Raw genomic sequence first — 13,455 nt, forward strand, 5'->3', positions numbered from 1 at the left:
CCCGCACCCCGGCCCACCTGCACCCCGGCCCACCCGCACCCTGACCCACCCGCACCCCGGCCCTGAGCAGAGCCGCCCGGCCGAACCGCCCGTCCCCGCACGATCCCGGATCACCCCCCGTCGGACCGCCCCGCGCGGCCCGCTGACCTGGAGTCTGGAGTACGGATGTCCACCGAGAACAGTGCGACCGGTGCCGGCACCGGCACCGCCCCGCTCCCCCCGCTGCACTGCCTGCGCCACCTGGAACCCGGCCCGCCGCGGCTCGCCGCGCTGCCCACCGGCACCCCGGTCTGGCTGGTCAGCCGACACGCCGACGTACGGCAGGTGCTCACCGACCCGCGCCTGGGCCGCGCCCCGCTCTACGCGCCGGACGCGCCGCCGCTCACGGTCACGCCGAACATCCTGGACGACCCGCAGAGCATGCTGAACATCGACGGCACCGAGCACCAGCGGCTGCGCCGCACCGTGCAGCGGGCGTTCACCCCGCGCGCGATCGCCCGCTGGAAGCCCTGGGTGGCCTCGGTGGTCGAGTCGCTGATCGACGAGCTGATCGACCACGGCTCCCCCGCCGACATCGTCGCCGCGTACACCCGTCCGCTGCCGGTCGCGGTGATCAGCCGCCTGATGGGCCTGGACAACCTCGACGGCAAGCGGCTGGCGCACTGGAGCGACCACGCGCTGTCCACCACCGCCTACACCGCCGAGGCGATCAGCACCGCGATGACCGAGTTCGCCGCCTTCGGCGCCGAGGTGATCGCCGAACGCCGCGCGGCCCCCGGCGAGGACCTGGTCAGCAGCCTGCTCGCGGCCGCCGCCGAGGACGGCTCGATCACCGAGGGGCAGCTGATCGCGCTGGTCATCGGCCTGGTGGTGGCCGGGCACGAGACCACCATGACCAGCCTCGGCAACGCCCTGGTCTACCTGCTGGAGGACGGCCGGGAGGCCTGGCAGCGGCTCGCCTCCGACGAGGCCAGCGCCGCCGCCGCGACCGAGCAGATCCTGCGCGCCGTCCCGCTCGGCGACACCCAGGAGTACATGCCCGGACTGCTGCGCCGCACCGTGGAGGACGTGGAGATCGGCGGAGTGGTGATCCCGGCCGGCAGCGTGGTGGCCGCCGACGCCAACGCCGCCAACCAGGACCCGTCGGTCTACACCGGGGACCTCAGCACCGAGCTGTTCTCCCCGCTGGCCGCGCCGATGCTCACCTTCGGCGCCGGTCCGCACCACTGCCTGGGCGCCTGGCTGGCCCGGATGGAGCTCGAACTCGCCCTGCACCGGCTGGCCCGCCGCCTGCCCGCGCTGCGGATGGCCGGCCCGGTCGACGGCATCGACTGGCGGCGCGGGCTGCTCACCCGCAGCCCCAACGCGCTGCAGGTCTCCTGGTGACGGGCTCCGCCGAGAGCGAGGCCGTGGTGGTCCGGGTCGACCGGGACCGCTGCATCGGCTCCGGGATGTGCGCGCTGAGCGCCCCCGGCTCGCTGGCCCTGGACGCCGACGGACGGGCCCGGCCGGTGGCCGAATACGCCGACGGCGGTGCGGAGTTGACGGACGGGCTGGCCGAGGCGGTCGAATTCTGCCCGGTCGAGGCGCTCGCCCTCCACTCGGCGCACGGCGGGTACCGGATCGCCCCGGCGGACTGACGGACCAACCGGTGCCGCCCGGTGCCGCCTGCTGCGACTGCGGCAGCAGGCGGCATCGGGGCTTTCCGGGCCCGAGACCGATGAGCCGGATGCGTCGGAGTAGGTCGAAGTCCGAGATCCCCAGGAGCCGACGGGATGTCGAATCGTAGATTGTGCCCATGATCGAGGAGACATCGCCCGAGAACTCAGCGCGATCGACACTGCCACGCAGGCGACATGCCGCCCCCGAGCGGGCCGCGGCCGGTGGCGTGCTGCGGTCGTCCGCACTGATGGCCGCAGGGACGGTGGTCTCGCGCGCCACCGGACTGATCCGCCAGGGACTGCAGGCCGCGGCATTAGGCGTCGGGCTGCTGGCCACCACCTACAACCAGGCCAACACCGTGCCCACCAGCCTGTACTTCCTGCTGATCGGCGGCGCGCTGAACTCCGTCCTGGTCCCCCAACTGGTCCGGGCCCGGGCGGAGGACCCCGACGGCGGGGTCGCATTCGAACAGCGCCTGGTCACCCTGGTGCTGTGCGTGCTGGGCATCGGCAGCGCGCTGGCCACCTGGGCCGCTCCCGAGATCATCGGCATCTACCAGCACGACACGCCCGCCACCCACGACGCGTTCGAGCTGACCGTGGTCTTCGCCCGCTTCCTGCTCCCGCAGATCTTCTTCTACGGCGTGTTCAGCATCTTCGCGCAGACCCTCAACGCCCGGAACCGGTTCGGGGCGATGATGTGGACCCCGGTCCTGAACAACATCGTGCTGATCACGATGTTCGGCCTGTACCTCGGCATGATGACGGCCCCGGCGAAGGTCGCGGACATCACCGCTGCCCAGGTCAGGCTGCTCGGCATCGGAACCACCCTCGCCCTGGCCCTCCAGGCACTCGCCCTGATCCCGTACGCCCGCGCGGCCGGCTTCCGGCTGCGACCGCGTTTCGACTGGCGGGGCACCGGCCTGCGCAAGAGCGTGAGCGCGGCGCGCTGGACCCTGCTGTTCGTCCTGGCCAACCTCGTGGCGAGCACCGTGGTCACCCGCCTGGCGTCCGCGGCGGACGCCGCCCTGCCCAGCGACGGGGTCGGCTACACCGCCTACAGCTACGCCCAGCAGATCTGGATGCTCCCCCAGTCGATCGTCACGGTCTCCCTCATCACCGTGCTCCTTCCGCGGATGAGCCGGGCGGCGACCGAGCACCGCCTGGACGACCTGCGCGCCGACCTCTCCCGCGCGCTCCGGGTCAGCGGCGTCGTCATCGTCCCGGCGGCGTTCTTCTTCGCCGCCTTCGGCCCGCAGATCGCGCAGCTGCTGTTCGCCCACGGAGCCGCCGACGCCGCGACGACCGTCCCGCTGGGCCACATGCTGCAGGCCTTCGGCCTGGGGCTGATCCCGTTCTCCGCCCAGTACCTCCTGCTGCGCGGCTTCTACGCCTTCGAGGACACCCGCACACCGTTCCGCATGGCGCTGTGGATCAACGGCATCAACATCACCCTGGCCGTGGCCTGCCACCTGCTGCTGTCCGCCCGGTGGGCGGTCACCGGGATGGCCGCCGCCTACGCCCTGTCCTACGCCATCGGCCTGCTGCTCACGGCCCTGCGGCTCCGGCGCCGCACCGGGGGACTCCTCGACGGCCGGCGGATCTGCCGCACCTACGCCAAGTTGACCGCCGCCGCCACCGGCGCCGGCGCCGCCGGCTGGCTGATCGCCCGCACCTGCGGCCACGGCCTCGCACCGGCCTCCTGGATGCCGGCCGTCACGCTGACCGTCGGCGCCACCGCGATGGCGCTGCTGTTCGTCCTCTTCGCACGACTTCTGCGCATCGGGGAGCTGCGCGGCCTGCCGGGTAGGCCCTGACCGCGCCGTGCAGCGCGTAGGCCAGGTGGTGCAGCGGCCCGGCGAAATCCAGCGGCAACGGCAACATGGTCATCAACCATGAGCAAAGGGGAAGGTGATGGTACGTAGGGCCACAGCCCTCAGGAATGCCGCAGCGGCCACAGCCGCGCTGCTGCTGGGCGCCGGGCTCACCCCGGTCGCCTCCGCCGCAACGCCGAACGCGGGCAATCCGGCCGCGGAGCGGCTCAGCGCGTACTGGACCGCGGCCCGCATGGCGGCCGCGCTGCCCGGCGACGCCGAACCCGCTGCACCGGCCACGGCGGCCACGGCGGACGGGCCCCGGCCCGGCGAGTTCATCCCTCCGAGTAGGAGCTTCGACGGCATCCCGCAGGCGGGCGCGTTCTTCTGGACCGATGCCGACGGCACCGGCCGCACGTGCAGCGCCTCCGTGGTGCACAGTCCCGACCACAACCTGGTGCTGAGCGCGGGACACTGTCTCGAGGGGTACTCCGGCACCTCCCCCAAGCGGAACCTGGGGTTCGTTCCGCAGTACCACGACGGGCTCAAGCCGTTCGGCATCTTCCCGGTCAAGCACAACGGCGTCTACGTCGCGCAGGAGTACTACGACCGGGGTGAGCACGCCGGGGCCGCGTACGACTTCGGGTTCGCGGTGACCGAGCCCGACCGGGACGGCCACCGGCTGGAGGATGCGGTGGGCGCGGTCCAGCTGCTCACCGGCACCGGCTACTTCCACGCTCCGGTACGGATGATCGGCTACCCGGGCAGCACGCAGAAGCCGCTGGAGTGCTTGAGCTGGACCACCAGGTGGGTCAGCGACGATCCCGCGGATCCGGGCACCTTCGAACGCATCGCGTGCGACGGCTTCGTGGGCGGGACCTCGGGTGGGCCCATGCTGGTGCCGTGGCCGCACGGCTGGGCGGTGATCGGGGTCATCGGCGGCTACCACACCGGCGGCAACACCCCGCAGATCTCCTACAGCGCCCGCTTCGGTCCTGCCACCCAAGCCCTGTACGACGCCGCGACCACCGGCGCACCGCCTGCGGGCCCGGTGTCCTGAGGCCAACTCGGCATCTCCCGGCGGCCGACCGCCTGAATCGACGAGCAAGGTGGCGGGCGGTCCGGTGCAGGCCACCCGCCGCCGCTACCACCACCGTCTTCCGAGCCGGACTCCACATCGCGGGCGTCGTCATCCGGTCCGCCCGCTGAGCCGGAAGAACCTAGCCGCGCCGCGCCCATGCCAGGACGGCGCGCAGCTCCGCGGCCGGATCGCCCTCGTGGTACGGGCGTTCGCTGGGCTCGATGTGGTCCAGGAACTCCTGGTACCGCAGCGCGTAGGACAGGTGGTAGAGCGGCTCGGCGAGGTCCAGTGCCCGGCTGGGGTCCGAGCCGGGGGCGTGCTGCCGCCAGGCATCCGTCCAGACCTGGACGTGGTGCCGCCAGGCCTCCGGGGTGAGGTAGGCGCGGGGGCGCAGGCCGTCCAGGGCGGGGTGGCCGAGGCAGGCGTCGGCGTAGTCGACGACCACCGAACTCGCGCCGTCGGAGCGCCAGTTGCCGGGGTGGAAGTCGCCGTGCACCAGGGTCTCGGGGAGGCCGCAGGCGGCCAGCTGGTCCAGCAGCTCGGGGAGGTCGGCGGCGAAGGCGCGGAGGCGGTCCAGTTCCTCGGGCGTCAGGTCGGTCTCGACGGGGAGCCGGTCCAGCAGCACCCTCAGCTGGGCGAGCAGCGCGCCGGGCCTCCGGTCCCGCAGGCCGGCGAGGACGGTCCGGCGCTCGGCCAACGCCGCCTGGGCGGCCACCAGGCGCGGGACGACGTCGGCGACGGTCCCGACGGAGGGGCTCCAGCAGTCCTCGCCGGGGACGTGGTCGAGCAGCAGCCGCCCGCCCGCCGGGTCGGCGGCGAGGACGGTCGGGACGAGGGTCGGGTCGACGCCGCCGAGCAGCGCGATGACCTCGCCCTCACGGGCGTTGAAGGCGGGGGTGGTGGTCTTGAGCCAGGCGTCGGCGCCGGTGGCCGTCGGGAGGCGGAGGAGGCCGGAGAGGTTCCAGGTGCGGATCTGCCGCGCGGGCGCGGCACTTGGGCGACCGATCGCCAGGAGCTCCAGTTCCGCCCAGCCCAGGGCCTCCCGCAGTCCCTCCGGAGTCGCCCAGGCGGCCCGCAGCGGGGCGGAGGCGAGCAGCGCGGCCGCTTCCCCCTCCAGGGGGCGGGAGTTGAGCGCCGTCGGCCGCCGCAGTGCCTCCGCGTGGTACCGGACCCGGCCGCCGTGGCCGGGATCCTCGCTGTGCCCGTCGACCAGCCGAGCCACGAGCACCGGCACCCCGGCCAGCTCGGTCGCCCGAGCGATCACCCCGTCGACGGAGGACCACCAGCCGAGTTCCACCTCGAAGGGGCCCAGCTGCCCGAAGTACTCGTTCCCGTAGGTGAGATCGACGGTCACGGTCCGGCTGTTCGCTCGCTGCATCCGGGCAGCTTCGCCCACGGAGGCATCCGAGCGCGAATGGTTTTCCGGGGCGACGGACACCTGCGGGCACATGGCGGCATGGTGCTCTGCTTCTAGAGCTCGGGGTCGGCGGGCGGCGCGTACTGGGCCAGGCCGTTGCCGAGGGACCAGTCGATCGACGCGTTCTCGGTGAGGGTGACGAACACGTTCCGCGGCTCGGTGCCCGCGTACTGCTCGGCGAGTTCGGCGATCCTCCGGTACAGCGCCCGCTTCTGATCGGGGGTCCGGCCGGCGCGCAGGGTGATCGCGATGTAGACGATGCCCTCGTCGCGGTGCACGCCGAGGTAGTCGCCGTAGCGCAGCGTGCTGTTGGCGCCGTCGTGGCCTGCCAGGACCTGGAAGTTGTCCTCCGGCGGGATGCCGATCGTCTCCATCAGGGCCTCGTGCACCGCGCGCCCGAGCGCGTCCAGCCGTGCGCCGTCGGCGCGTAGGGCATCGATCCGGACAAAGGGCATCTCAGGCTTCCTCTCCGTCGACCGGCCGGGACTGATTCACTCGTCCACGCCCGTACATACTAGTAGGTACAGACAATCACTCAACCGCCGGGCCGATCCGGCCGGTGGTCGCGAAGGACGGCATCGAATCCAACAGCGTGGTCGCCGGCCGGAGGCTCCTACGGAGCCGCGCCCTACGGGATGGCCACCGCCGTGCCGGAGACCCGCACCCGGGTGTCCTCCGCGCGCAGTTCGACCCGCAGCACGCCGGGCCGGCCGAGGTCCTCGCCCTGGTGCAGCGTCAGCACCACCGGGGCCGTCACCGCGCCCTGCTCGCGCAGGTAGGCGCCGAAGGCAGCGGCGGCGGCGCCGGTGGCCGGGTCCTCGACGACGCCGCCGACCGGGAAGGGGTCACGGACGTGGAAGACTTCGGCGGCCTCGCGCCAGACGAGCTGGAGGGTGGTCAGGTCGCGGGCGCGCATGTAGGCGGCCAGCCCGTCGAAGTCGTAGTCGAGGTGGGCGAGGCGCGAGCGGGTGGCGGCGGCGAGGACCAGGTGGCGGGCGCCCGCGTAGGCGATGCGCGGGGGCAGGGCCTGGTCCAGGTCGGCGGCGGACCAGCCGAGCAGGGCGAGCGCCTCGGCGACGTCGGCCTCCGGCACCTCCTCGGTCTTCGGCTCGACGCTGGTGAGGGTCGCCCGCAGCACGCCGTCGGTGCCGCGCTCGACCTCGACCGGGACGTCACCGGCCGCCGTGCCGAACACGTACCGCCCGGGCCCGGTGCGCTCGGCCAGTGCCACGGCGGAGGCGACGGTCGCGTGCCCACAGAACGGCACCTCGGCGAGCGGGCTGAAATACCGTACGGCGTAAGAACCTTGGAGAGGACCAGCGGTCAGGAAGGCGGTCTCGGAGTACCCGACCTCGGCGGCGATGGCGAGCATCCGCTCGCCGGTCAGCCCGGTGGCGTCGAGCACCACGCCGGCCGGGTTGCCGCCCTCGGGGCGGGTGGAGAAGGCGGCGTAACGGAGGATCTCGGGCGGGGCAACAGCGGCGGCGTCGTCGGTCATGACCGGACGAACGTGTTCCGACCGGTCACTGTTCCCGGTCACCGCAGCATCGCCTCCAGGAAGTCCGAGCCGAGCCGGGCGCTGGACGACAGGTCCAGCTGGTAGAGCATGTACCGCCCGCGCCGCTCGGTGATCAGCAGCCCGGCCTTGCGCAGCACGGCCAGGTGCCGGGACACCTCGGGGGCGCTGAGCTGCCAGGAGGCGGCGAGCTCGCCGGTGGTGTGCGGGCCGCGCGCGATGGTGCGGGCGAGGCGCAGCCGGATCGGGTGGGCGAGCGCCTCCAGGCGCTGCTGGACGAGGGTGAGCGAGACGGGCTCGGGCAGGCCGGCCTCGGCGACGGGGTACTGGAGGACGGGCCGCCAGCCCGGCGCGTGCACGGCCAGCAGGTGGGGGCGGCCGAAGGCGCTGGGGATGAAGGTGACGCCCCCGCCGGCGGTGCCGCTGGTGGTACTGTCCTGCAACTTGTCGATGACGATCCGCCGCCGCCCGCCGCCCTCGTCGAGGGTGACGGACGGTGAGATCGCGCCGACGGCCTCGGCGAGGCCCCGGCGGACGAGCAGGTCGGCCTTGTGCCGGGCGTCGGCCGCGAGACCGGGCAGGACGCGCTGCCAGGCATCGGCGAAGAACGCGGACTGACAGTCCTCCAGCATCCTGCGCACCAGCGCCCGGACGGCGGGCGGGTCGGCGAGCAGCCGGTCCGCGAACGCGGCCTGCCGGGGGCCGCGGGCGAGGGAGAGCTCCCGGGCGCGCTCGTTGGCCACGGGGTCGGTGAGCGGGGAGGCCGTCTTGCGGTTGAGCCGGGAGGAGCCGCAGGTGGTGATGAGGGCGGAGGCGACGTACAGCTCGTCGTCGATCCGGTCGACGGCGTCGAGCTCCTCGGCAAGGGTGGCGCCGGGCAGGGCGGGAACGAGGAAGTCGGCCCGCGAGGAGCGCCAGAGGAAGTCGGCCTCCAGAAGCCGTTCGGCGAGCTCGGGCGGTATCGCGGTGGTGGTGCTCGCGACCCAGCCGTGCAGCGCCGGGTGGTGCGCGGGCTCGGCGAGCGCGTGCAGCATGGCATTCAGCTCGGCGAGCGGGGAGGGGGCGAAGAGCAGGCGCTCCTCGGGCAAACCGGTGATGTCGATCGTCACACTCATGCGCCGGCCTCCGGCCGGGGGTACCCCCATCGCTCGTTCATGTGCGAGATCCTGCCACCCCCTCGAACCCCGGCCGCCACCGATTGACGCGAACCGTCAATCCACGTGCCACCGGGCCCGAACCGGGCGGACGGTACCGGCCATGAGCCTGATCCAGGAGAAGTCCGTCCATGACCACGCCGCCGTCCGCAACGGCGAGCCGCCCGCCGCGCCGATCGGCGCCGGCCGTCGGAACCCGTCCACGCTGCTGAGCCTGCTGACCGCCGCCGGCGGCCCCCGGTACGCGGCGGCGCTCGCCGTGGACGCGGTGGGCGGCGGCATGCTGCGCCCGTTCCTGCTGCTGTACGGCGTCGGGGTGCTGCACCTGCACGCCGGGGCGGTCGGGTTGGCGCTGTCGGCCGGGATGGTGGTCGGCCTGCTGGTGGTGCCGCTGACCGGCCGCTGGATCGACAGCGGCGCCCGGACCCTGCCCGCCGCCGTCACGCTGGTGCTGCGGTCGGCGGGCGCGCTCACCCTGCTCGCGGCCGACGGGCTGCCGCTGTTCACCGCCGCGGCGGTGCTGTTCGGGGTGGGCAGCCAGTCCTGGCCGACCACCCACGCCGCCGTGGTGAGCACCCTGACCGAGGGACGGCTGCGGGACGCCGCGCTCGCCGCCGGCAAGTCGGTGCGCAACGCGGGCCTGGGCGCGGGCGCGCTGCTGGCCACCGTCGCGGTGGCCGGCGGGGCGGGCGCGATCCGTCTGCTGGCCGGGGTGACGGGCGTGGCCTGCCTGGTCGCCGCCGCGCTGGTGGGGTCGCTGCGGGTACGCGCGTCGCACAAGGCCCACCGGGTGAGTCCGCGGGAACGGCACGAACCGCTGCGCCGGATCAACCTGCTGAGCCTCGCCAACCTCCCGTACGCGTTCTGCTTCGACGTGTTGGAGGTGGCACTGCCCGCGCTGCTGGTGCTGCATCTGCACACCTCCGCGGCCTGGTCCTCGGGCGTGTTCGTGGGCAACACGGTACTGGTGATCGCGTTGCAGCTGGCCATCGTGCTGCGGTTGGCGAAGCGTTCGCGGCGGGCCGTGCTGGCTGCCGCGGGGGCGGCGCTGAGCGTGTCGTACCTGGGCTTCTGGGCGGCCGGGTCGCTGGGCGGCACCTCGGGCGCGGTGGGCATAGCGGCGGTGGCGGTGCTGTACACGCTGGGCGAGATCCTCTACACCGGCTCGGGTACGGCCCTGGTGACGGCGTCCGCGCCGCCGCACCTGCTCGGGCGGGCGCTGGCGCGCTGGGAGCTGTCCAGCGGGGTCGGCCGGGCGGCGGCGCCGGCGGCGCTGACGGCGCTGACGGCCGCCGGGCCCGGGTTGCTGTGGATCTGCCTGGCGGCGACCACGGCGGTCGGGGCGCTGGCGGTGCTGCGGCTCGCGCCGGCCGGGTCCGAGTAGCCCGGCCCGGCTGGGATGATCATCACCATGACCCTGCCCCCCTTCCAGCAGCAGCTCCACGACCGGATCACCGCCGCCACCGAGGTGACGGCGCCGCCGAGGCCCTGGCGGCCCGTCGGCCGGGGCCTGATCCCGGTCGGCGCGCTGCAGGGCATCGGGTTCGCCGTCCACCCGGAGACCGGGCACGACCTGGTACTGACGGTCTCCAGCAGCGGGCACGGCCTGTTCGACGCGGTGACGGGCGAGAAGCTGGAGCGCGAGTACGACCCGGAGGAGGACCCGGACGGCGCGGACCTCTCCTGCCCCGGCATCGGCCCGGTCGCGGACGTCCGGATCCCGGTGGCCGGGATGTGGGGCGGCGGCCTGCACAACCGTGCGGCGGGAGGCTGGGGCGTCGAGGTGATCTCCCCGGAGTGGCCGAGCCACCGCGTCCTGCTGACGGCCGGCCCCTGGAGCGGCGAGCACGGCACGGCCTGGTGGCACGTCTTCCACGCCAACTGGTCCGAGTTCCGCGCCGCCGGATTCTCCCCCGCCGGCCGGACCCTCGCCGTGGCCACCAGCAGCGACCTCACGCTCTGGACCCGGCACTGACCTTCCGGATGCGGACGCCGCCGCCAGCACGGATGCTGGCGGCGAGGCGTGCCCGGCCCGAGGAAGGACAGCGCAACGCATGAGTGCCCTCGACTTCGAGATCATCGACAGCCCCGACAGCTCGCTCAACAAGACCTCCGTCCTGGTCACCGGCCCGAACAACGCCCTGCTGGTGGATGCCGGGTTCACCCGCTCCGACGGGCGCCGCCTGGTCGAGCGGGTGCGCGCCAGCGGCAAGCGGCTGACCACCGTCTTCATCAGCCACGGCGACCCGGACTTCTACTTCGGCGCCCAGGAGGTCCAGGACGCCTTCCCGCAGGCCCGCTTCCTGGCCAGCTCCTCGACCGTGGAGCACATCCAGGAGACGTTCGACGCCAAGCTGCGCGCCTGGTCCCACCTCGGCCCCGAGCTGGCCACCCGGCTGGTCCGGCCCGAGGTGCTGCCCGGGGACGATCTCGTCTTCGAGGGGCACCGGTTCGAGCTGCGCGGTTCCGACTTCCACCTGCCCGACCGGCACTACCTGTGGCAGCACCACCACCGCGCGGTGCTCGGCGGGGTGCTGCTCTTCGAGGGCCTGCACGTGTGGACGGCCGACACCCCCACGTCCGCCCAACGCGCCGCCTGGATCGACCTGGTGGACGGCATCGAGGCGCTCCACCCGACCTGGGTGGCGGCCGGCCACCGGATCGCCGACGCGCCCACCGACCTGAACGCCCTCGACCACACCCGCGCCTACCTGCGCGCCTTCGAGACCGAGCTGGGCCGGGCGGCGGACGCGGCCGCCGCCAAGGAGGCGCTGGAGCGGCGCTTCCCGCAGCTCGGGCTGAGGATCGCGGTCGACATCGGCACCAAGGTCGCCATGGGCGAGATGGCCTGGGGTTGAGCGCGCGATGATCGAGATCCCCCGGGACGTCGCCACCTTCGCCGAGTCCGCCGCCCCCGCCGACGTGGTCCGCCGCCAGTACCTGGCCTCCGCCCGGGGCGACCTGTCCGCGCTGCGCGCCACCCTCGCCGAGGACGTCGAGTGGACCGAGATGGCCGGCTTCCCGCTGGCCGGCACCTACCGCACCCCGAAGGGCGTCACCGCCGGCGTCATGGAGCGCCTGTCCGCCGAGTGGGACGACTGGACGGCGCACGACGACCGCTATGTGGTGGACGGCGAGAACGTGGTGGTCCTGGCCCGCTACACGGCCGTCCACAAGGCCACCGGAAAGCCGCTCGCGGTCCGGGTGGCCCACCACTTCACCGTACGCGGCGGCCGGATCGTCCGCTTCGAACAGTTCACCGACACCGCCCTGGTCAGGGCGGCGATGACGCCGTAGCGCGGCCCGTTCGGCCGCCAGGACCGCACGTTCGGCCGCAGCACCGCACATTCACCCGAACGGGCGGGCGTGGCGCGGCGCGCCCGTCGCGGTCTCGACACGCCACCCGCACGGCGGCACGCTGGGGCCTGATCTGCGGCGGAGAGCGAGGAGTTGAGCATGGCGGGCACGGAAACCGGAGCGGGACAGGGGCGGGAGCGTCCGATCGTGATCGTCGGGGCGTCCCTGGGCGGCGCCAAGGCGGCCGAGGCACTGCGCGAGGCCGGGTACCGGGGCGGCATCGTCCTGATCGGAGATGAGCACGAGCGCCCGTACGAGCGCCCGCCGCTGTCCAAGGGCTACCTGCTCGGCAAGGAGTCCCGGGAGAAGATCTACGTCCACCCGCCGCAGTGGTACGCCGAGCACGATGTGACGCTGCGCCTGGGCATGGCGGTGGCCGCGATCGACCCGGCCGGGCACACCGTGACGCTCACCGACGACGGCCGGGTGCAGTACGCCAAGCTGCTGCTGACCACCGGCTCGGTGCCGCGCCGGCTGCCGGTGCCCGGCGCGGACCAGGACGGCGTGCTCTACCTGCGCCGGGTCGAGGACAGCGACCGGATCAAGGAGGCGCTGCGCCCGGGCGCCCGGATCGCGGTGATCGGCGCGGGCTGGATCGGCCTGGAGGTGGCGGCCGCCGCCCGCACGGCGGGCGCCGAGGTGACCGTGCTGGAGGCACTGGAGCTGCCGCTGCTGCGGGTGCTGGGCCGGGAGGTCGCCCAGGTCTTCGCCGACCTGCACCGCGACCACGGCGTGGACCTGCGCTTCGGCGTCCAGGTCACCGAACTGACCGGTGCCGACGGCACGGTGAGCGGCGTGAAGCTCGGCGACGGCACCGAGGTGGCCGCCGACGCGGTGGTGATCGGCATCGGCATCGTCCCCGCCGCCGGGCTCGCCGAGGCGGCCGGGCTGGAGGTCGACAACGGCATCAAGACCGACCAGCACCTGCGCACCTCCGATCCGGACGTCTACGCGGCCGGCGACGTCGCCAACGCCTTCCACCCGCTGTTCGAGCGGCACGTCCGGGTCGAGCACTGGGCCAACGCCCTCAACCAGCCGCAGACCGCCGCCCGGGCGATGCTCGGGCGGTCGGACGCGGTCTACGACCGGGTGCCGTACTTCTTCACCGATGCCGAGTGGACACCCCGGCATCCTAACGAGCCGGTGGCCTCGCGGGACAAACTGAGCATGGAATACCTCGGCTACGTCGAGCCCGACGGCTACGACCGGGTCGTGTTCCGAGGGGACGTGAAGGCCAACGAGTTCATCGCGTTCTGGCTCAAGGACGGCCGGGTCCTCGCCGGTATGAACATGAACGTCTGGGACGTCACCGACCCGATCCGCGAACTGATCGTCTCCAAGCGCGTGGTGGACGCCGACCGCCTGGCGGATCCGAACGTCGCCCTCGGCGAGGTCTGAGACACGACAAGAGCCCTGGCCGGCGAGCTGCCAACCGATCACCGCTGCGGGCCACAC

The 13,455-nt window shown here is 73.5% G+C and carries 13 protein-coding genes; 9 read left to right on the forward strand and 4 right to left on the reverse strand.

Features of this window, described 5'->3' with window-relative positions:
- Nucleotides 1–165 precede the first annotated feature (165 nt).
- The 4 genes from ACFVWU_RS19815 to ACFVWU_RS19830 all read left to right on the forward strand — a co-directional run bounded on the left by ACFVWU_RS19815 (nt 166) and on the right by ACFVWU_RS19830 (nt 4,535).
- Entirely contained in the window at nt 166–1,386 is a 1,221-nt protein-coding gene (locus tag ACFVWU_RS19815; protein WP_387622398.1) for a cytochrome P450, read from the forward strand.
- Complete coding sequence (locus ACFVWU_RS19820; protein ID WP_387622400.1) at nt 1,383–1,640, forward strand: ferredoxin; 258 nt, start codon at nt 1,383–1,385, stop codon at nt 1,638–1,640. Before ACFVWU_RS19815 ends, ACFVWU_RS19820 begins: the two co-directional genes overlap by 4 nt.
- A 158-nt stretch (nt 1,641–1,798) precedes the next feature.
- Nucleotides 1,799–3,478 (forward strand): murein biosynthesis integral membrane protein MurJ, encoded by a 1,680-nt coding sequence (murJ, locus tag ACFVWU_RS19825; protein WP_387622402.1) that lies wholly within the window; start codon nt 1,799–1,801, stop codon nt 3,476–3,478.
- Between the two features lie 97 nt (nt 3,479–3,575).
- Nucleotides 3,576–4,535: a trypsin-like serine peptidase gene (locus tag ACFVWU_RS19830; RefSeq protein WP_387622404.1), complete on the forward strand. Its 960-nt coding sequence runs from the start codon at nt 3,576–3,578 to the stop codon at nt 4,533–4,535.
- A gap of 160 nt (nt 4,536–4,695) precedes the next feature.
- Here ACFVWU_RS19830 and ACFVWU_RS19835 read toward each other — a convergent pair whose 3' ends face one another.
- The 4 genes from ACFVWU_RS19835 to ACFVWU_RS19850 form a co-directional block, all read right to left on the reverse strand.
- A complete protein-coding gene (locus ACFVWU_RS19835; protein ID WP_387622406.1) occupies nt 4,696–5,934 on the reverse strand; it encodes a phosphotransferase family protein in 1,239 nt (412 codons plus the stop codon).
- Between the two features lie 92 nt (nt 5,935–6,026).
- A complete protein-coding gene (locus ACFVWU_RS19840; protein ID WP_387622408.1) occupies nt 6,027–6,428 on the reverse strand; it encodes a tautomerase family protein in 402 nt (133 codons plus the stop codon).
- A gap of 173 nt (nt 6,429–6,601) precedes the next feature.
- Nucleotides 6,602–7,471, reverse strand: coding sequence for a PhzF family phenazine biosynthesis protein (locus ACFVWU_RS19845; protein WP_387622411.1), 870 nt, complete (start codon nt 7,469–7,471; stop codon nt 6,602–6,604).
- A 38-nt stretch (nt 7,472–7,509) separates the two neighbouring features.
- A complete protein-coding gene (locus ACFVWU_RS19850) occupies nt 7,510–8,604 on the reverse strand; it encodes a DUF5937 family protein (RefSeq protein ID WP_387622413.1) in 1,095 nt (364 codons plus the stop codon).
- A 142-nt stretch (nt 8,605–8,746) separates the two neighbouring features.
- Between ACFVWU_RS19850 and ACFVWU_RS19855 the strand changes: the two genes are divergently transcribed.
- The 5 genes from ACFVWU_RS19855 to ACFVWU_RS19875 all read left to right on the forward strand — a co-directional run bounded on the left by ACFVWU_RS19855 (nt 8,747) and on the right by ACFVWU_RS19875 (nt 13,398).
- Nucleotides 8,747–10,027, forward strand: a complete 1,281-nt coding sequence (locus tag ACFVWU_RS19855; protein ID WP_387622416.1) for an MFS transporter — start codon at nt 8,747–8,749, stop codon at nt 10,025–10,027.
- A 27-nt stretch (nt 10,028–10,054) separates the two neighbouring features.
- Nucleotides 10,055–10,618 carry a hypothetical protein gene (locus ACFVWU_RS19860; RefSeq protein ID WP_387622418.1) on the forward strand — a complete coding sequence of 188 codons (564 nt, stop codon included), beginning with the start codon at nt 10,055–10,057 and terminating at the stop codon, nt 10,616–10,618.
- Between the two features lie 79 nt (nt 10,619–10,697).
- Nucleotides 10,698–11,501, forward strand: coding sequence for an MBL fold metallo-hydrolase (locus ACFVWU_RS19865; protein ID WP_387622420.1), 804 nt, complete (start codon nt 10,698–10,700; stop codon nt 11,499–11,501).
- Between the two features lie 7 nt (nt 11,502–11,508).
- A complete protein-coding gene (locus tag ACFVWU_RS19870; protein WP_387622423.1) occupies nt 11,509–11,940 on the forward strand; it encodes a nuclear transport factor 2 family protein in 432 nt (143 codons plus the stop codon).
- Nucleotides 11,941–12,099: 159 nt separating this feature from the next.
- Complete coding sequence (locus ACFVWU_RS19875) at nt 12,100–13,398, forward strand: NAD(P)/FAD-dependent oxidoreductase (protein ID WP_387622425.1); 1,299 nt, start codon at nt 12,100–12,102, stop codon at nt 13,396–13,398.
- Nucleotides 13,399–13,455 lie beyond the last annotated feature (57 nt).

It is taken from the genome of Kitasatospora sp. NPDC058190, from assembly GCF_042883685.1.
Taxonomy (GTDB): domain Bacteria; phylum Actinomycetota; class Actinomycetes; order Streptomycetales; family Streptomycetaceae; genus Kitasatospora.